The sequence below is a fragment of the Paenibacillus sp. JGP012 genome (genome assembly GCF_014203995.1).
GTDB lineage: Bacteria > Bacillota > Bacilli > Paenibacillales > Paenibacillaceae > Paenibacillus > Paenibacillus silvae.
Window position 1 is genome coordinate 1 of the sequence record NZ_JACHKG010000015.1, and the last position, 18,263, is coordinate 18,263.

An 18,263-nucleotide genomic window follows, 5' to 3' on the forward strand; every position below is an offset into this window, starting at 1 on the left:
CTGTAAATCTGAAACGAATATTAAAGCTAGTGGACTAAGGTCTACTAGAAACCGCAGCTAATTTAGACCCATAAAAAGAAGACATTCGTTCCGAATGTCTTCTTTTCTGTAAACTAAATAACATCTGTAGAAAAACTGCTAGTTCTTCAGTGGCCTCTGATTCCACAGGACTCTTTTTATCGAAAACAATCAAAAAAACTCTCAATCCACATACTGCTTGCGCAATAAGGGACGAGAGTTGTCGTGGTACCACCCTAATTCACTGCCGTTTCGCAACGACAGTCTTAGCGGTCTAATGAAAGACCGAAGAGGATAACGGGTCTAAACCGATTGCACCTACTCCAGTTTCAATGCAATAACTCAGGAGCGCTCAAGAACATTTGCCTGCCACCGATTTGCACCAACCATCGGCTCTCTGAAGGACACTGCAACGTCTTTTTTCCATCATCGTGTTTAACATCTTTTTTATCACCGTGTTTGAGGTGACTAATTTTTTCATAATGTATCATGGCTGACATGAGCATGTCAATAGGCTTAAATGTTTTAATTACACGCGTCCTTTGTGGAGCTTGCCGCACATTTATAGAGCTGTGCCTCTTTGCAAAGAGGGCTGAAATCCGAGTGAAAACGACTTAATCCTGCTGTTTCGCGAACCAATTTCATCGCGTTAATAAAACTAATTTCATCGCATTAATGAAGTAACGTTTCAGGGTGAATATCCGGGACTTGGGACAGGTCTTGAACCGGATTGGTTTTTTGGCTATCATTTAGTATACTATCGGATTGGCGAAAGAAAATAATTTTGAATGGGCGAATGAAAGTGATTTTGGATAGTTGAATGGACATTATTTTGGATTAGTCGATGAAATAACTTCGGATTAGTCATTGAAACAATTATTGAAATCAAATAACTCAAGGGACAGACGCATGCAATGAAAAACAAGAAGTTTCCAAAATTCAAAATTCGGAAGGCCGAACCGCAGCAGTTAACCGAGCGCTTATTATTAATTAACCTTTATTTTACCCAGGGGTTGACTTTAATTATTGGTGTTGTATGGATTCTGCTGCAAAAGAGGAATGTATTAGAGGTTCTGGCCTTGCCCGAGCATCTTCAATTTTTATGGTGGGGTCTTGGTCTGGCTGGTATTATGCTTGTCATGGATTTGGTGCTGTCCTATGTTATACCGCAGGAAAGTATGGATGACGGCGGCATTAACGAGCTTTTGTTTCGCGGGCGTCCAATCTGGCATATTGTATGTATAGCAGCCATAGTGGCTGTGTGCGAGGAACTGCTGTTCCGGGGCGCGATACAACATGTCATAGGTCCATACTGGACAAGTATTTTATTTGCAGTTATTCACATTCGTTATCTTCGCCACTGGATTCCTACAGGCTGGGTGTTTCTCTCAAGTTACGGATTGGGCTGGATTTATTTGCAGTCCGGTACGTTGTGGGCACCTATTCTATGTCATTTTGTAATTGACTTGGTATCCGGCTTGGCGATACGTTTTCGGAGGGGATCATGAGTCAGCCACTAAGCAGAATGAAAACATATGGCAGTCAACGTCAGCGTCACTCGGATAAAAAAGAGAAAATCGAGCGCCGCACAGTTTCCCAGACCAGTCTGGTCGCTGAAACGGCGGCTGCTGCCGAAACAGGTGGTACTCCACCCATTACTTCAATCACTTTACCTCGGTCACAGCGTCAATCCTATGCATCTGCACTGGAAAGCCCTGTTTTACCGCAGCGAGCACCGACTCGTTCCAAAAAAAAGGCTAACCAGCAGGAGGACTCGGTTTCTGAGGCAAGATCCTTGCCCACTCGGACCGAATTGCATCCTTCAAGACGTTTGAGGTTAAGCAAAAGATTTGTTAACTCACTTATTTTTATTTTCATCATGTTAACCGTTGGATTGGTGTGGTGGGGCATCAAAGGAGCGCCTCCGCTAAACACCTTCCTGCCACTACCGTGGTAATGCTGTTCACCATTTTTATCGTTATTTCAGCAGCAGCAGCCTTGCTGCTGCATATGTGGCTTCAAGCCAGAGCATACGATCTAATTCAGGATGACGTAGAGCTGTTTAATCTTCCAGCAGCATTTGACGGCGCCACCATTTTGTATGTATCGGATACGCATAAACGCCTGCTGAGAACCACGGACTTCGAGAAGTGGAAGGGGAAGGCTGACTGGGTGCTGATTGGCGGGGATATCGCTGAGGAGGGAATTCCTTGGTCGATTGTAAGACACAATATGAATCTGCTTTCGAGGGTAGCACCGGCTTTTGCGGTGTATGGTAATCATGACAAAAAAGCGGGTACTGCTCATTTGAAACGGATTTTAGATGATTCCAACGTGCTGCTTCTACAGGATAAGACGGTTTATTTGCAAAAGGGATCGGATCAGCTAAGGCTGATCGGGCTGGATTATCGTTCTAAACAGTCAGAAGAGCTGCTTCGAAATCAGGGACATGACGAATGCACAATTGTTTTGATTCACGATCCGCTGGAAGCTCTGAGACTGGAAGTGCATGCTGATCTCGTATTAAGTGGCCATACCCATGGGGGACAGCTGGTGCTGCCATGGTTCGGGCCCGTATTTCTGAACAGGGCTTACCGCAAGGTGTCATCCGGCTGGTTCTTCTTAAAGAGGCACAAACAAGATAGTCGAAATGGCAAAATGCTGGTGAGCAGGGGGTTTGGCACAAATCATCTTCCCTTAAGACTAGGTTGTCCCGCCGAGGTACATCTCATCACATTGCGTTCACCTGCTGCAAAATGCCCGGATCAGTAAGCCGGGCTTTTTGTTTTCCTGTATTTATGCGGAATGAGATCGACCGCTCCAGCAAACACTACTTGTGATTTAACACTTAAAGGAGGTTGGAGTAATGAAGGCGTCATCCTTTTTCTGGGGTATTGTCGTTGGCGTTGCAGCCAGTTCCTGGTTAGCTAAAGGCAGAATGCCCATGTTGTCTTCAGGTTCATCCCGAAACATGGTTGACCAGGCCAAACATAAAATGATGGAGATGACTTTCCCGGGTATGGATAGCTTCAGCAGCAAGCCTGATCACCATGGTGAACCGCATAAGACAGCATCAAAAACCAGCAGAGTAATTTCACCAAAAGAAAAAGAAGAAAATATGAACATGCTTAAAGATTTTATTCGTACCAACCCGGATGTTAAACATGAGGTAGAGCAAATTTTAAGTCAAACAAATACAACAGTACCGGGTTTATAACCCACAGCATCCATTAAGAATCATCCACAGTCTTGATTTGATGTGGATTGATTCTTTTTTTTGTTGATTTTACTGCGTGCATTTAGAGGTATAAAATGATAACATAACTACATAGATTTATTTTCAGCACATATTGTTTTGTGCTTCATAATCTGTTATAAGACTTGCTTATAAAGGGGAGATCCTGTATGAAAATAGAACGACTAAGTCACGATAAGATACGGATTTTCCTGACCTTTGACGATCTGAGCGAGCGCGGAATACAAAAAGAAGATATGTGGCAGGAGCTACCGAAGGTACATGAACTGTTCACTGAAATGATGGACCAGGCTTATTCTGAACTTGGCTTTGATGCTACAGGTCCGCTGGCTGTTGAAGTATTCGCACTTCCCGCTCAAGGGATGGTTGTCATCGTTACTCGTGGAAAATATGATCCGCAACAATATGGTTCAGGTCATGAAGACGATCTTCCTGAAGAAGTATATGAAATGGAAGTTACACTGGAGCAAAGTGATTCCATCGTATACGCATTTAAGGATTTTGAGGTATTGATCGAGGCTGCCCATATGTTACGTCAGCATGTTACGGATGCGGGAAAACTGTATTCTTATAAAAATAAATGGTTCTTGCATTTTGAACCGGATGACGTAGACACTTCCAAACATGCCGCATTGATTGCTTTGCTTGCAGAGTTTGGTGAAGGTTCCTCCGTTACTCCTGCAGTAATGGAAGAGTACGGGAAAGTGGTTATGTCTGAACAAGCAGTTGAGTTGATCTGCACACACTTCAAACGTCAGGATTAAACACCGGTTCTAATCGCGTTACAAGTCAGAGGAGGGAAGTTCGGTGCTTTTGTTTTCGGTCTTAGCTGCAGCAGTTGCTCCGGGTCTCGCCTTGTTAACATACTTCTATCTCAAAGACCGGTATGATTACGAGCCGCTTCACATGATTCTGAGGGTTTTCCTGATGGGTATACTGATTGTGTTGCCTGTGATGATTATTCAGCGGGGCATGATGTTGTGGCTTGGGGATAATCCCTATCTCGAATCTATTCTGATCTCGGGCGGGGTTGAGGAGTTTGTCAAATGGTTTGTGATCTATCATATTATTTATAATCACACCGAATTTGACGAGCCTTATGACGGAATATTATATTCTGTTGCTGTATCACTGGGATTCGCCACGGTCGAAAATGTACTGTATGCAATTGCGGGCAATGCATCCGTATCGGCCATGTTTCTCAGGGCGCTTCTCCCGGTATCAGGGCATGCGATGTTTGCAGTGATTATGGGATATTACATGGGTAAGGCCAAATTTATTGATGATGAGAAGAAGAAACGATGGTATCTTATACTGTCGCTGGTTCTGCCGTTCTTCTGGCATGCCTTGTACGATGTCATTATGAATACGATGGTGAATCATTGGTTATGGTTTATCGCGCCTCTGATGGCCGGTCTGTGGTACGGAGCAGTAGGCAAGATTACACGGGCCAACAATCGTTCGCCGTTTCGTTTCGTGAAGCGCGAGGAAGAGGTTAAATTATAAAAATACGGACACACTGGTGGACATAAAGCGTCAAAACGCCTAGACCCTGGTGTGTCTTTTTGTATTCACCACTTGGGGAACGACGAAATGAAACGGGGATGTCAGATGAGCAGAATCAAAATCAAAATCAGATGCAAGCAATGTGGTGAGCGATTTACGCTGAGAGGCAAGAAGGAACGAAATCGGATTGAAACAGGGTTCAAGCAGTGTCTTTGCGATAACAAGGACCAGTTTGAGATTGAAGAAGAAGGTATGGTCACCGGGTTTCAACTGAACTAAACAGGGTTAGCGCCGAATGGGGCATGAGCCATGCTCTTACAAGTCAAAATTCGTTCTGACTGGAAATCGCATGCATAAGAGCTCTTTCTTCGATCCACAATAAAGGCAGTGGTTTAGAAGAAAGGAGAATCTACCGTGTACAAACGACTAAGTTCAGTAATGTTTCCGATATTTGCAGTTCTCCTCATCGGCGCACTGGTGTGGGGGTATCAGGAGAATCAGGAAAAAAATGCGATACTGATTAAGGCGGAGAACCAGTACCAGCGTGCATTTCATGATCTCTCGTTTCATATGGACAAATTGCATTCGGAGATTGGCAATACACTTGCGGTGCATGCAACTTCACAAGGCATGCATCGTAAAGGGCTTATGAATGTCTGGAGGCTTACCAGTGAAGCACAAAATGAGATTAATCAGTTGCCGCTGACGATGCTGCCTTTTAACGAAACGGAAGAGTTTCTCTCTCGCATTTCAAAATTTGCGTATCATGCTTCCATGCGTGACTTAACGAAAGAACCTCTTAGTGAAAAGGAAGTAGGCAATCTGAAGACGCTGTATCAAAATTCTTCGGAAATTACAAAGAACCTGAAGCAAGTACAGCAAAAAGTGCTGTCAGACCGGCTGCGCTGGATGGATGCAGAAACGGCTATGGCCACGCAGGAGCAGACAAGCGATAATTCAATCGTGGATGGCTTCCGCACAATGAACAAAAAGGTGCAGGAATACCCTGAGCTTGATTGGGGTCCGTCGGTTGCCAATGTTTTTGCCAAACGATCTGTGAAAAAGCTGAGCGGGCTTCCTGTATCTAAAGAACAAATTCAAGCGAAAGCAGCCAAATTTGCGGATATGGAAACAGGTAAAATTCAGATTCAAGAGAACGGGAAGGGAACGGACTGGGAATCGTATACAGCTACTGCTGAGCATGCGAGAAACGGAAAATTGATGATGGATTTCACCCGAAACGGTGGAATGCTTATCTCATATAGTGACACCCGGCCGGTAGGTGCTAAAAAGGTTTCCAGACAAGAGGCAATGAAGCAGGCAGATCAATTTCTGGTGAATAAAGGGTATAAAAATATGCAGGCTGTCAATTACGATGAATTTGGCAATCTCGGAAACCTTACGTATGTGCGGAAACAAGGCGATACACTCATTTATCCTGAGAAAATGTCCGTTCGTGTAGGTCTGGATACAGGTGAGGTAACGGGCTTCGAGGCAAGTGATTATGTGTATGAGCATAACGCTAAACGCCAGATTCCAAAAGCAAGTCTTACAGCTGAGCAGGCACGCCAAAAGCTGAATCCCGACTTCAAAGAAAATTATGTGCGTAAATCGTTAATCGAGAATGAATACGGCAAAGAAGTGCTTTGTCATGAGTTTGGTGGACGAATTAACGGTTCGCGTTACCGGATTTACATTAATGCAAATACCGGAATGGAAGAAGCTGTGGAGGAAATTAAACCGGTGAACGCAACTTCCTAAAGCATCAGGTGAACGCAATTTGCTAAAGCATCATAAGGGGTTTTGAAAACAGGTCAGTTAGCTGGCCTGTTTTTTTTCTTGTTCCATGTAAGATCGGTCATGATATAATAATGCTTGCAATTAAGAAGATAAATACATAAGTGGCGGTGAACCGATTGTTTCCTAAAATAAACGAAGTGTTATACATTCAGATCGCATCGGCTGATGAAAAAGAAGAACATAAAGAATACAAGTCACGTATCGCAGACACGGATGACAACAGTTTTTTGATTGAAGTCCCGATGCAGCAAGGCAACAGCCGGTTGAAGAAACTTTTTTTCGGAGAAGAACTGTCCATATCTTACATAAATGAGAGCGGTGTCCGCCATTATTTCAACACGTATGTTACCGGGTTTGAGGAGGATGTCATTCGCCTTGTTCGCATCAGAAAACCGCTGCTTGAAGAAATCTCGAAAATTCAGCGTCGCAGCTTTCTGCGTGTGCATGCCAGCCTTGAGCTGGCCGTTCAGAGCGAGGATCTTACCCGTGCAGTAATGCTGACTGAAGATATCGGCGGTGGGGGGTTGTCTGTCTACTGCGAGCCAGAATTCAAAATCAAGGAAGGGCAGAAGTTGAAATGCTGGCTGCTGGTGCCTTATCGTAATGGCGGAATCGACCATGTTCAGTTCGAGGCCGAGGTGGTTCGTATCAAAAAGCTGGAATCGGGCCGTGATCTGGCTATGCTGAAATTTTCGCAAATTATGGATTCCGAACGTCAGAAAGTGATTAAATTTTGTTTTGAGCGACAATTGGACTATCGAATGAAATAAATAAAATAAAACCTATCAGGAATTGCAAGCGAGCATAAAGCGAGTTTCTCCAGGGCAACGTAAGGCGAAAACGAGATGACTTCCATCGAAAAAGGAGATGCCTTCCAATGAACAAACGTTTTGCCGCCCGGAGATTTGAACGGCTCTACATTCTGTTTTCCAAACGAATGGAGCGAAGAATGCTGCGTCTCGTTGCATTCCTCTTGCTCTGCTGAGCCAGCTCCTGCTGCTCGTACCAGGTTTGAAGAAAATAATGACATCGATTGATCGCCTTGAAGGCACCCCGATTCATTTGCAAAGTACAAACGCAGATCGGGTTGGGTGATTTGTCTGTTTTTGCATCCATGTGTAGAGTGTGGTATAATTTTCACGATGACAGGCAATGCCTGTTTTTTTATTGAGGTTTATCGTTTGAGGAGGAATGCCCCGTTGACAAGCCAGAACACATCAGAAAACGGGAAAATGAACGTTGCAATTGACGGACCTGCTGGTGCCGGAAAAAGCACGGTAGCCCGATTGGTTGCAGAAGCACTTGGTTACATTTATGTCGATACAGGCGCAATGTACCGTGCAGTATCCTTGCATATGCTTCGGAAAGATATCTCTCCGGATGATATGACTCAGGTACTTCAGGAAGCTCAGGATTTGGTTATTGATTTACAGCCGGATCGGGGTGGACAGAAAGTGTTCTGTAATGGGGAGGATGTAACCTCGGAAATCCGCTCCCGTGAAGTAACGGGAATCGTGTCTCGATATGCGCAAATCGAGGGGCTGCGTACGCAGTTAGTGGATATTCAGCGGCAAATGGCTTTGCGCAAGGGCGTCGTAATGGATGGACGCGATATCGGAACAACAGTACTGCCCGATGCGGAAGTGAAAATTTTCATGACGGCCAGTGTGGAGGAGCGTGCGCTTCGCCGCTTCAAAGAACTGGAGCCATCCGATGGTCTGACGTTGGAGCAGTTGGAACGAGACATTGCCACCCGCGATAAGCTGGATGAGAACAGGGAGGTTTCCCCGCTGCGTTGTGCAGAGGACGCTATCGTTCTGGATACAACGGAGATGAACATCCATGAAGTGGTTGACAAAATCGTATCTTATTGCACAATGGTCAGAGGAGAGGGCGGTCTATGATTTACACGTTTTGCAAAACAGTACTGCGGATCTTGTACACCATTCTTTTTCGCCTGGAGGCAGTTGGACGGGAGAACATTCCGAAAGACGGCGGCGTACTTCTATGCTCCAATCATATCAGTAACTTTGATCCGCCAACCGTTGGCATCAAGATTCGCCGTCAAGTGAGATTTATGGCTAAAAGCGAACTGTTTGATGTTCCGGTACTGGGGCCAATCATCAAGGCTGTAGGTGCTTTCCCCGTGAAACGAGGAGGCGTCAGCAAGGAATCCATCAAAACCTCACTCAACATTCTGCGAGGTGGTGAAGTGCTCGGTATATTCCCTGCGGGAAGCCGTCACAATGATGGAGGAATTGGCAAAAAAGGAGCAGCGAGCTTTGCTCTCCGCAGCGGTGCTACGGTCATCCCTACTGCTATTATCGGTAACTACAAGTTATTTCGTAAGATGAAAGTAGTATATGGTGCACCGGTTAATCTGGACGAGTTCAAGGAAGATACATCTGGAGATGCTCTGGAGCGAGCTACCGAGAAGATTATGTCCAAAATTAATGAAATGGTGAAAACAGGCGTGCCGAGCAAATAAGGCTGTCTGTGATGAATGCATGTTTCCATATTTTTGTGGGAAGCTATAACAAATGCATTCGCATGAAAGTGTTTTGAACTCTGCCAAGGCAGGTTTGAATATAATGGGGTTTTTGAATTGAGGAGGGTATTTGACATGTCGGAAGAAATGAAAAATCAAGAAGCAACCCAAGATGAGTTGGATCAATTCGTTTCCTTGAAAAAAGGAGATACTGTAAAAGGAACCATCGTCAAATTGGAAGATAACCAAGCTTATGTAAGCATTGGATATAAATATGACGGTGTTATTCCAATTCGCGAACTGTCTTCGCTTCACGTTGGCAGCGCGTCTGATGCAGTAGAGGTTGGACAAGAAGTTGAAGCTAAAGTTCTTAGCATCGACGACGAGAAAGAAAAACTCGTTCTGTCCAAACGTGCAATTGACAGTGAGAACGCTTGGGAGCAACTGCAAAAGCACTTTGAAGATCAAGATGTCTTCGAAGTTGTTGTAGGCGACGTTGTTAAAGGCGGTCTGGTTGCAGATGTTGGCGTTCGTGGATTTATTCCGGCTTCTATGGTTGAGCGTCATTTCGTTGAAGATTTCAGCGACTACAAAGGACGCACATTGCGTGTTAAAGTGAAAGAGATCGATCGTGAGAACAACAAAGTGATCCTTTCCCAAAAAGACGTTCTGGATCAAGAATTCGAAGCAAACAAAGCACAGGTTATGGCTGGTTTGCAAGAAGGCCAAGTGATCGAAGGTACTGTTCAACGTTTGACTCAATTTGGTGCATTCGTTGATGTAGGCGGAGTTGACGGTTTGGTTCACGTATCCGAGCTGGCTTGGACTCACGTTGACAAACCATCTGACGTATTGTCTGAAGGCGACAAAGTTAACGTTAAAGTGCTTAAAGTTGACCCTGAAAAAGGAAAAATCAGCCTGAGCATGAAAGCTGTACAACCAGGACCTTGGGAAACAGCTGGCGACAAATTCAACACTAGCGACATCGTAACAGGTGTTGTTAAACGTCTGGTTGACTTCGGAGCATTCGTTGAAATTGCTCCTGGTGTTGAGGGACTTGTGCACATCTCGCAAATCTCCCACAAACACATTGGCACTCCGCATGAAGTGCTGAAAGAAGGTCAAGAGGTTCAAGTTAAAATTCTGGACATGAACCCTGCTGAACAGCGTGTAAGCCTGAGCATCAAGGAAACAGAAGAAGCTCCTGCTCAACCGCAAAAAGCAGAAAGACCAGCAAGAAACAACGCGCCGCGTGAGGAAATCAACAACCCTAACGTGTCCTTGAACAATCAAGGTATGAGCACTACGCTCGGCGAACTGTTTGGCGACAAACTCAGCAAATTCAAATAAGTTATACATGCATGGTTCTTAGTTATATACTGCATATTTTGCTGACAATAAAAGCAAGATCGGCGAGCCCTAGCGGGTTCGCCGATTGTTGTTATTGCGAGATTTTTGCCACGAAACGTTAGCCAAGACATAGCTTTTTTGCTATGATGAGAAACGTAAGTATGGACAGGAGGAGTGGAATGTATGGCAAGACCAGTTGTGGCAATTGTCGGCCGACCGAACGTGGGTAAATCCACCATTTTCAATCGAATTATCGGCGACAGACTGGCCATTGTGGAAGACAAACCGGGCATTACCCGCGACCGAATCTACGGAATCGGTGAATGGAACGGTAAAGCATTCAGCATTATTGATACAGGCGGTATCGAAATTGACGGTGAAGACGTCATTATGAAATCCATCCGTATGCAGGCGGAACTCGCGATCGAAGAGGCGGATGTGATTGTATTTATGTGTGATGCCAAAGCAGGCATTACGCAGTCTGATGAGGAAGTTGCAGAGATGCTTTATCGCTCAGGCAAACCGATCGTTGTAGCCGTGAACAAAGTGGATAACATTGGACGCAGTGAGCTGATTTATGAGTTCTATGGCTTCGGTTTTGGCGATCCGATCGGGGTATCCGGTAGTCACGGTACAGGTATTGGTGATTTGCTTGATGCCATTGTGGAGAAATTACCTGAACTAGAGGAAGAGACATACGATGATGATGTCATTCGTGTAGCTCTGATCGGACGACCTAATGTCGGTAAATCTTCACTGGTGAACGCGATTCTGGGAGAGGAACGTGTAATTGTCAGCGACGTAGCCGGAACAACCCGTGATGCGATTGACACTCCTTTTGAAAAAGACGGGCAGCGTTATGTGCTGATTGATACAGCGGGTATGCGGAAGCGCGGTAAAGTATATGAAACCACGGAGAAATACAGCGTGATGCGTGCAATGCGTGCCATTGAACGTGCTGATGTCGTGCTCATCGTCATTAATGGCGAAGAAGGCATCATTGAGCAGGACAAGCATATTGCAGGTTATGCGTTTGAAGCGGGCAAAGCGTCATTGTTCGTGGTGAACAAATGGGATATCGTAGATAAGACGGATAAAACGATGAAAGAATTTGAGACGAAAATTCGGGACCACTTCCTCTTTATGACGTACGCTCCGATTGTCTTTTTGTCCGCTCTCACAAAACAACGCTTACAAAAATTGCTGCCTGTGGTACAGCGTGTAGCAGAACAGCACTCGTTGCGCGTTCAGACTCACCTGCTGAACGATGTCGTGTCTGATGCGGTTGCCATTAATCCACCGCCAACGGATAAAGGACGCAGAATGAGAATTAACTATGTGACTCAGGTTGCGGTTAAACCGCCGACTATGGTCATTTTTGTGAACGACCCTGAATTGATGCACTTCTCGTATGAGCGTTATCTGGAGAACAAAATCCGGGCAGCGTTTGATTTCGAAGGCACACCAATTCGTATATTTACTCGGAGGAAGTCCGACGAAGGTTAGGGGAGAAGTTTGTGATTTTACCAATCGCTGCGATTGTGCTGAGCTATCTGCTCGGTTCAATCAGCTTTAGTGTTCTTCTTGCAAAAGCAATACGGGGGATTGATATACGTCAGCACGGGAGCGGCAATGCCGGGGCCACGAATACATTGCGTATTCTGGGTAAAGGGCCCGCTATTTGCGTGCTGCTGCTGGATGTAATCAAAGGTATTGCTGCAGTATGGATTGGCCTATGGTTGAGCGGTGGCTCACCGTGGATTGCTGCATTCAGCGGTATTGCTGCGATTGCAGGTCACAACTGGCCGCTCTATTTTAACTTCCGTGGAGGAAAAGGCATTGCTACAGCAATCGGTGTGATGGTAAGCCTTGCCTTTTTGCCTGCGCTTTGCGCAGGAGTCATTGCGATTTTGTCGATTGTTCTGACACGTTATGTATCGCTTGGCTCCTTGATTTTCGTTGCATTAACTCCTGTTTTCATCTTGATTTTGCCCGGGTATTCAATGAGTATTTTCTGGGGCAGTCTGATTATTTGTCTGTTTGCCTTCTGGAGACATCGCACGAACATTGTGAAGCTCGCCAAAGGACAGGAAAATAAATTGGGATCAAAGAACCCTGGAGGGGGAAAACGCGTTGTCTAAAAAAGTTGCTGTATTGGTTGCCGGCAGTTGGGGAACAGCCCTGGCCAGTGTACTGGCCGCAAATGAACTGGACGTGGTCATGTGGACACGCAGTGAAGAGCAGGCAGCCGAGATCAATACACAGCATACCAATACACGTTACCTTCCTGGTGCGGAGCTGTCTCCCCGCATTCGGGCAACCAGTGATATGAAAACGGCGGTTGCAGATGCAGCGGCGGTGTTAATTGTTGCGCCTTCATCTGCAATGCGTGCGGTCGTGCATCAGTTCAGACCTTTCTACAAACCGGAGATGCTCATTATTCATGCAACCAAAGGCTTTGAGACCGAGAGTCTGAAACGCATGTCTACCGTCATCTCGGAAGAACTGGAATGTGAAGAGGGTAAGGTCGTTGTATTGTCAGGTCCGAGTCACGCGGAAGAAGTGGTAAAGCGCTGTCCAACAACGGTTGTTGTAGCAGCCCTTGATAAGGAGTCTGCTGAGGCAGTTCAGGGATTGTTTATGAATGCCTATTTTCGTGTGTATACGAACCGTGATATGCTCGGCGTTGAACTGGCGGGAGCTTTCAAAAACATTATCGCGCTTGGGGCGGGCATGTCAGACGGGCTTCAATTTGGTGATAACGCCAAGGCGGCTCTGTTAACCCGTGGTCTTGCCGAGATAACACGTATTGGTGTTGAGATGGGAGCGAATCCATTAACCTTCTCAGGGCTTGCTGGCATCGGGGATCTGGTCGTTACCGCGACAAGTCAGCATAGTCGGAACTGGAGAGCGGGTTCCATGCTGGGACAGGGCCATAAGCTTGACGATGTGCTGCAATCCATGGGCATGGTTGTCGAAGGAATTCGAACAACGCAGGCCGCCTATTTTATTGCTCAGAAATATGGGGTGCAGATGCCGATTGCGGATCAATTGTATCATGTATTATTCCAGAACAGACAGCCAAGGGATGCGGTTGAGGCCTTGATGGGCCGTGATCCGAAAACCGAGATGGAAGTGATGAAGCTGGAAACCTGGGAACAATGGCATTCCTGAGTTTATCAGTTCAGCGTGTTGTCAGCCTAGTATGAAGTGATGAAGCTTATTCACCTTTTCCGCACCAGACTCATATGATACACATGAGTATTGCCGGAGGAGGGGAGACGAATGGGTAACAACATCTCGAAAGAAGCGCTGAAGGCTATTAACAAAAAAACAGGTAAAACCATCACGGAAGGTGCTGTCAAAAAGCTGGCGAGCACAGTGAAACCAACAACGATGCAGAACGAGGCTCAGCTGCGCCAACTGATCAAACAAGTATCCGCCATGGCGAAAATACCGGTATCTGAGGATACGGTTCAGGATATTGTGAGTGCAGTCAAGAAAAGCGGACTGAATCCAAGCAATATGGAATCGTTGATGAAAATGATGATAAAAAAATAATAGATCATACCTGCTCCGAGTAGTGGGCAATGCGTTAACGAAAAGTGAGTCAGCAGCTGCTGACTTGCTTTTTGTCTTTTTATTGGAAAAATACGCATGATTTCATGTTATAATAATTGCAATTGTCACATTGTCAGTGATGAATATCGGACTTGAAGGGGAGACTGTTGGTTTATGAGCGCTATGGACAAGATGTGGCTGTCATTGGTTGCCATCCTCATTATGGGGTTATCTGTATTTCTGATTACATTTGCTCGTGCCAAAACAAAAGGGCTCGTGCGAGGCATCCTTTCGATTATTGCATTTTTAATTATGCTCATCGGTTTTTTTGGTGGGATCGCTTCTCTGACTTGATTTCCCTTTCGGGAGAGAGAACATCCGCATAAGCGCATCTAATGAACGGACATAAGGATAAGACGGATGAGAGGAGTGTGTGCCTGTGGGGCAAAATGAGACGCCGGGCTGGACGGAGCGTTACCCGGAATTACATTCGGCATTGCTGGAGAGGCCAAAGCCTGGCACGGTCGACCGCATACATGGCTGCTGGGAGGCAGCTGCAGCTTGCTTCTTCAAGGCGTGCAGCTGAGTCAAGCGCCAAGGGATATTGACGTATACGCAGATATTGCTGCGGCTAAAGCACTGCATCACTATGCTCCGGGGAGAAGACTGGACGAGCCTGTAGTGGACACAACAGGTCCGTATGCTTCATTGCTAAGTCACTATCAGGTGGGTGAATGCTCACTCGAACTGGTAGGCGGGTTTGAGATATGGGCCCGCCAAAGCTGGTATCGTACGCAAATCGAGCATGTGCTTGCTCCTTATGCGGCTGAGGCCAAAGTTCATGATTACCGGCTGGGACTGATGCCGCTGGCACATGAACTGTTATTTAATCTGCTTCGTGGACGTGAAGATCGGTATGTACCGATCTCTTTAGTAATGCGTAGAGAGCCAGAGATGCATCAGCCTGTAATGATTGAACTAAGTCGGCATAACGTATGGACACCTCGCTTCAGATCGGAAGTGGAGGAGCTGGTAGGCTTTGCTTGGTCGGAAGAAGCCGGGGAGGATCAATAATGCAAGAGGTTGTTACATTTTTACCCATGAACAAATCGATTAAGGTCCAGCCAGGAACGACCCTGTTGCATGCGGCCCGACGGGCGGGTGTACGGATTACGACCCGCTGCGATGGTAAAGCAGCATGTTTGATGTGCAAGGTAGGGGTGGAGCAGGACGAGCTGAAGGCTTTACTGCCTCCCACGGACGCTGAGAAACGCAAGCTGGGACGGCTGCTTGAGGCTGGAACAAGACTCTCATGTCAGGCTAAAGTGCGTGGTTCGTTGTCTGTGCATGTTCCTGAAGACCCGCTCAAAGCCGCGATACGCAAGCAGCTTGAACGGCAGCAGCAAGAGCAGGATGACGACTGGTTTGTATGATGGCAGGAGGCAGAGAAGGCTTATATTAATGTGTTAGATGTTTGAGGGGGATACAGATGATGACTAATGGAAGTAAGTCAGGCCGGATAACAAAAAGCAGAAGCCTGTTGCAGCGGTTGTTAGGTATGTTCCTGCTGATGCTGCTCGTCATGACAACGAGTGGCTGCTTGTATCAGGCTCAGCACAACACGGATCCCAAAACAGCTTACCGTGAAAGCGTGAACCGCATTCAGAGTGCAATAGATGCGTTTCAGAAGGATCAGGGCGTATTGCCCATTCTGAATGCAGATGCCGATACGCCGAAATATGAAAAGTTCAGAATCGATCTGCCCAAACTGAAACAGCTCGGCTATCTTGACGACATACCAGGGACTGCTTTTGAGAATGGCGGCAGCGCTTACTTTTTGGTGCAGAACGAAGAGGTTGAACCGACGGTAAAGGTGATGGATTTACAGACGGTACAGAAGGTAAATGATGTACAGCGTATGGTGAAGCAGTATCAATCCGTACATAATCAGAAGCTGCCTGCAGGTGAAGAGCTGTATCCGGGATTGGTCGAAGTGGATATGAAACTGGCCGCGCAGGCAGGGGCTCCTGCAATTACATTGAATAGTGTGTATTCAGGTCAGGAGCTGCCTTTTATAATGGACGCCGAAGGTACGGTCTACGTAGACTATGCTTTTGATATTATGCAGGCTTTAGAGAAGACAGACGGTGCATCCAAGGATAAGTTTGCTTCAGATTTACGTGAGCATCTCTTGGCCCAATCGTTTTTTGTGCCTGTCAAATCACTTCCTTATACGTTGCAGAACAATATCCCTGTCGCACAGGCAGATTAAAACCACGATAGAACGAACCGTAAAGAGGGCGAAGAGGGTAAAGAGAGGCATTCCGTAAACGACGGGATGTCTTTTTTTATCGTTTCAAAATAGGGGCACTGGAGAGAGGTGTCATAAACAAGGGCCCTTTCTCATAAAGTAGATTGAAATAAAGACGCGCAGTCCGGGATCGGGGGATGTTCTGAATGTCATCATCATGAGATAAAAAAACAAAAAAACACGTCATATTGCCGCATACGGATACATAAGATGATACTAGTCCAATTGCATGTACGAGTTAACGCCGCTCTCGCCGGTTTCATCAGAATGCAACGTTCGGCGGCGGACGACTTCCGGGCACTCACAAAGGCGGCTCTACCGTTGCAGGGATTTCAGTCTTCTGATTGAAAAAACGAAGCGGATGCTCTTTAGCATTTTTCCTTCGGAGTAATTTAAGGAGGGGATTTCATTGGAGAAAGTGGACATTTTTAAGGACATAGCTGAGCGGACCGGAGGGGATATCTATCTCGGGGTTGTCGGCGCAGTCCGGACGGGGAAATCAACATTTATTAAACGATTCATGGAAACGATCGTACTGCCAAACATCGCAAGTGAGGCTGATCGTGCCCGTGCAGTGGATGAACTTCCACAGAGTGCAGCAGGCAAAACGATTATGACCACCGAGCCGAAATTCGTGCCGAATAACGCAGTCCAGATCAAAGTGGCTGAAGGGCTCGATGTTAATGTACGTTTGGTGGATTGTGTAGGGTACGCTGTGGAGGGTGCGAAGGGCTACGAGGATGAAAATGGTCCACGTATGATCTCTACGCCGTGGTTCGAAGAGCCGATTCCGTTTCAGGAGGCGGCCGAGATTGGTACACGGAAAGTGATACAGGAGCATTCAACACTAGGAGTTGTGGTTACAACAGACGGCACAATTGCCGAAATTGCCCGCAGTTCCTATGTGGAGTCTGAAGAACGAGTTATCGCCGAGCTGAAGGAAGTGGGCAAACCGTTTGTACTTGTGATCAACTCCACACGTCCTCGCAGTGAAGAAGCTTTGCAGCTCCGAAGCGAGCTGGCAGCGAAATACGACATCCCGGTAATGACACTAAGCGCTGCCACCATGACGGAAGATGATGTTACAGGTGTGCTTCGTGAGGTGCTGTATGAGTTCCCTGTACACGAAGTGAATGTCAACCTGCCGAGCTGGGTGATGGTGCTGAATGATACACACTGGCTTCGCAGCAACTATGAAAATTCGGTACGGGACACGGTAAAAGATATTCGCAGACTGCGTGACGTAGATCGGGTCGTGGCACAGTTCATGGAATACGAGTTCATTGACCGTGCGGGTCTCAGCGGCATGAATATGGGGCAGGGGGTAGCAGAGATTGATCTCTATGCGCCGGATGAACTGTATGATCAGATTCTCATAGAGGTCGTTGGCATCGAAATTCGGGGCAAAGATCATCTGCTGCAGCTGATGCAGGAGTTCTCTCATGCGAAGAGAGAATATGACCGCTTTGCGGAGGCGCTGGAGATGGTCAAAACGACGGGTTATGGCATAGCAGCTCCATCCCTGGCCGAGATGGCCTTGGATGAACCTGAACTGATTCGTCAGGGAACCAAATTTGGTGTTCGTCTGAAAGCAACGGCGCCATCTATTCATATGATTCGTGTGGATGTGGAGTCAGAGTTTGCACCGATTATCGGAACAGAAAAGCAGAGCGAGGAACTGGTCAGATATCTCATGCAGGACTTCGAGAACGATCCGATCAAGGTATGGGATTCAGATATGTTTGGCCGTTCACTGCACTCCATTGTGCGTGAAGGTATTCAGGGCAAAATTGCCATGATGCCGGACAATGCCAGATATAAATTGCAGGAGACACTGGGACGAATTATTAACGAAGGTTCAGGCGGCTTGATCGCCATCATCCTTTAATTTTCCAAAAGACCGTGAGGCATAACCTCATGGTCTTTTTCTGTCTCTTTTTTTCTTAATACTGGATGAAATGGGTAGAAAGAAG

At 46.4% G+C, this 18,263-nt stretch carries 22 protein-coding genes and 1 other annotated feature; all 22 genes read left to right on the forward strand.

Annotated elements, in window-relative coordinates:
- Positions 1 to 224: 224 nt before the first annotated feature.
- Positions 225 to 457: a binding site (T-box leader), on the reverse strand.
- Between the two features lie 475 nt (positions 458 to 932).
- The 22 genes from HNR77_RS17825 (at position 933) to spoIVA (ending at position 18,178) form a co-directional block, all read left to right on the forward strand.
- The gene (locus HNR77_RS17825; protein WP_184187195.1) at positions 933 to 1,526 is read left to right on the forward strand and encodes a type II CAAX endopeptidase family protein; all 594 of its coding nucleotides are present in this window, start codon (positions 933 to 935) and stop codon (positions 1,524 to 1,526) included.
- On the forward strand, positions 1,523 to 1,975 hold the full coding sequence (locus HNR77_RS17830; protein WP_184187198.1) for a hypothetical protein: 453 nt from the start codon (positions 1,523 to 1,525) through the stop codon (positions 1,973 to 1,975). Before HNR77_RS17825 ends, HNR77_RS17830 begins: the two co-directional genes overlap by 4 nt.
- Complete coding sequence (locus tag HNR77_RS17835; RefSeq protein WP_184187201.1) at positions 1,975 to 2,790, forward strand: metallophosphoesterase; 816 nt, start codon at positions 1,975 to 1,977, stop codon at positions 2,788 to 2,790. Before HNR77_RS17830 ends, HNR77_RS17835 begins: the two co-directional genes overlap by 1 nt.
- Positions 2,791 to 2,884: 94 nt before the next feature.
- Complete coding sequence (locus HNR77_RS17840; RefSeq protein WP_184187204.1) at positions 2,885 to 3,235, forward strand: hypothetical protein; 351 nt, start codon at positions 2,885 to 2,887, stop codon at positions 3,233 to 3,235.
- Positions 3,236 to 3,423: 188 nt separating this feature from the next.
- On the forward strand, positions 3,424 to 4,038 hold the full coding sequence (locus HNR77_RS17845) for a genetic competence negative regulator (RefSeq protein ID WP_145403869.1): 615 nt from the start codon (positions 3,424 to 3,426) through the stop codon (positions 4,036 to 4,038).
- Positions 4,039 to 4,081: 43 nt separating this feature from the next.
- The gene (prsW, locus tag HNR77_RS17850) at positions 4,082 to 4,780 is read left to right on the forward strand and encodes a glutamic-type intramembrane protease PrsW (protein ID WP_111271437.1); all 699 of its coding nucleotides are present in this window, start codon (positions 4,082 to 4,084) and stop codon (positions 4,778 to 4,780) included.
- A gap of 105 nt (positions 4,781 to 4,885) precedes the next feature.
- Complete coding sequence (locus tag HNR77_RS17855; RefSeq protein ID WP_167434050.1) at positions 4,886 to 5,059, forward strand: hypothetical protein; 174 nt, start codon at positions 4,886 to 4,888, stop codon at positions 5,057 to 5,059.
- Between the two features lie 135 nt (positions 5,060 to 5,194).
- Positions 5,195 to 6,541 carry a germination protein YpeB gene (ypeB, locus tag HNR77_RS17860; RefSeq protein WP_145403867.1) on the forward strand — a complete coding sequence of 449 codons (1,347 nt, stop codon included), beginning with the start codon at positions 5,195 to 5,197 and terminating at the stop codon, positions 6,539 to 6,541.
- A gap of 155 nt (positions 6,542 to 6,696) precedes the next feature.
- Positions 6,697 to 7,350, forward strand: a complete 654-nt coding sequence (locus HNR77_RS17865) for a flagellar brake protein (RefSeq protein WP_184187208.1) — start codon at positions 6,697 to 6,699, stop codon at positions 7,348 to 7,350.
- Between the two features lie 429 nt (positions 7,351 to 7,779).
- Complete coding sequence (cmk, locus tag HNR77_RS17870; protein WP_397367055.1) at positions 7,780 to 8,484, forward strand: (d)CMP kinase; 705 nt, start codon at positions 7,780 to 7,782, stop codon at positions 8,482 to 8,484.
- Positions 8,481 to 9,068, forward strand: coding sequence for a lysophospholipid acyltransferase family protein (locus tag HNR77_RS17875; RefSeq protein ID WP_184187211.1), 588 nt, complete (start codon positions 8,481 to 8,483; stop codon positions 9,066 to 9,068). Before cmk ends, HNR77_RS17875 begins: the two co-directional genes overlap by 4 nt.
- A 135-nt stretch (positions 9,069 to 9,203) precedes the next feature.
- Positions 9,204 to 10,418, forward strand: a complete 1,215-nt coding sequence (rpsA, locus tag HNR77_RS17880) for a 30S ribosomal protein S1 (protein ID WP_111271431.1) — start codon at positions 9,204 to 9,206, stop codon at positions 10,416 to 10,418.
- Positions 10,419 to 10,601: 183 nt separating this feature from the next.
- On the forward strand, positions 10,602 to 11,924 hold the full coding sequence (gene der / locus HNR77_RS17885; protein WP_110894352.1) for a ribosome biogenesis GTPase Der: 1,323 nt from the start codon (positions 10,602 to 10,604) through the stop codon (positions 11,922 to 11,924).
- A gap of 11 nt (positions 11,925 to 11,935) precedes the next feature.
- A complete protein-coding gene (gene plsY / locus HNR77_RS17890; protein WP_111271429.1) occupies positions 11,936 to 12,559 on the forward strand; it encodes a glycerol-3-phosphate 1-O-acyltransferase PlsY in 624 nt (207 codons plus the stop codon).
- On the forward strand, positions 12,552 to 13,592 hold the full coding sequence (locus tag HNR77_RS17895) for an NAD(P)H-dependent glycerol-3-phosphate dehydrogenase (RefSeq protein WP_184187214.1): 1,041 nt from the start codon (positions 12,552 to 12,554) through the stop codon (positions 13,590 to 13,592). The genes plsY and HNR77_RS17895 overlap by 8 nt, the downstream gene beginning before the upstream one ends.
- A 111-nt stretch (positions 13,593 to 13,703) precedes the next feature.
- Positions 13,704 to 13,979, forward strand: a complete 276-nt coding sequence (locus tag HNR77_RS17900; RefSeq protein WP_090917250.1) for a stage VI sporulation protein F — start codon at positions 13,704 to 13,706, stop codon at positions 13,977 to 13,979.
- A 174-nt stretch (positions 13,980 to 14,153) separates the two neighbouring features.
- Positions 14,154 to 14,333, forward strand: coding sequence for a DUF2768 family protein (locus HNR77_RS17905; protein ID WP_184187216.1), 180 nt, complete (start codon positions 14,154 to 14,156; stop codon positions 14,331 to 14,333).
- An 85-nt stretch (positions 14,334 to 14,418) separates the two neighbouring features.
- Complete coding sequence (locus HNR77_RS17910; protein WP_184187219.1) at positions 14,419 to 14,565, forward strand: hypothetical protein; 147 nt, start codon at positions 14,419 to 14,421, stop codon at positions 14,563 to 14,565.
- Positions 14,541 to 15,053 (forward strand): hypothetical protein, encoded by a 513-nt coding sequence (locus HNR77_RS17915; protein ID WP_184187224.1) that lies wholly within the window; start codon positions 14,541 to 14,543, stop codon positions 15,051 to 15,053. The genes HNR77_RS17910 and HNR77_RS17915 overlap by 25 nt, the downstream gene beginning before the upstream one ends.
- On the forward strand, positions 15,053 to 15,412 hold the full coding sequence (locus tag HNR77_RS17920) for a 2Fe-2S iron-sulfur cluster-binding protein (RefSeq protein ID WP_184187227.1): 360 nt from the start codon (positions 15,053 to 15,055) through the stop codon (positions 15,410 to 15,412). The genes HNR77_RS17915 and HNR77_RS17920 overlap by 1 nt, the downstream gene beginning before the upstream one ends.
- A 59-nt stretch (positions 15,413 to 15,471) precedes the next feature.
- Positions 15,472 to 16,251 (forward strand): hypothetical protein, encoded by a 780-nt coding sequence (locus HNR77_RS17925; protein WP_260410628.1) that lies wholly within the window; start codon positions 15,472 to 15,474, stop codon positions 16,249 to 16,251.
- A gap of 448 nt (positions 16,252 to 16,699) precedes the next feature.
- Positions 16,700 to 18,178, forward strand: coding sequence for a stage IV sporulation protein A (gene spoIVA / locus HNR77_RS17930; RefSeq protein WP_111271423.1), 1,479 nt, complete (start codon positions 16,700 to 16,702; stop codon positions 18,176 to 18,178).
- Positions 18,179 to 18,263: the final 85 nt, after the last annotated feature.

Coding starts and splice junctions, on each gene's coding strand:
- HNR77_RS17825 (WP_184187195.1), top strand. CDS start 933: ATGAAAAACAAGAAGTTTCCAAAATTCAAAATTCGGAAGGCCGAACCG.
- HNR77_RS17830 (WP_184187198.1), top strand. CDS start 1,523: ATGAGTCAGCCACTAAGCAGAATGAAAACATATGGCAGTCAACGTCAG.
- HNR77_RS17835 (WP_184187201.1), top strand. CDS start 1,975: ATGCTGTTCACCATTTTTATCGTTATTTCAGCAGCAGCAGCCTTGCTG.
- HNR77_RS17840 (WP_184187204.1), top strand. CDS start 2,885: ATGAAGGCGTCATCCTTTTTCTGGGGTATTGTCGTTGGCGTTGCAGCC.
- HNR77_RS17845 (WP_145403869.1), top strand. CDS start 3,424: ATGAAAATAGAACGACTAAGTCACGATAAGATACGGATTTTCCTGACC.
- HNR77_RS17855 (WP_167434050.1), top strand. CDS start 4,886: ATGAGCAGAATCAAAATCAAAATCAGATGCAAGCAATGTGGTGAGCGA.
- HNR77_RS17875 (WP_184187211.1), top strand. CDS start 8,481: ATGATTTACACGTTTTGCAAAACAGTACTGCGGATCTTGTACACCATT.
- rpsA (WP_111271431.1), top strand. CDS start 9,204: ATGTCGGAAGAAATGAAAAATCAAGAAGCAACCCAAGATGAGTTGGAT.
- der (WP_110894352.1), top strand. CDS start 10,602: ATGGCAAGACCAGTTGTGGCAATTGTCGGCCGACCGAACGTGGGTAAA.
- HNR77_RS17900 (WP_090917250.1), top strand. CDS start 13,704: ATGGGTAACAACATCTCGAAAGAAGCGCTGAAGGCTATTAACAAAAAA.
- HNR77_RS17905 (WP_184187216.1), top strand. CDS start 14,154: ATGAGCGCTATGGACAAGATGTGGCTGTCATTGGTTGCCATCCTCATT.
- HNR77_RS17920 (WP_184187227.1), top strand. CDS start 15,053: ATGCAAGAGGTTGTTACATTTTTACCCATGAACAAATCGATTAAGGTC.
- HNR77_RS17925 (WP_260410628.1), top strand. CDS start 15,472: ATGACTAATGGAAGTAAGTCAGGCCGGATAACAAAAAGCAGAAGCCTG.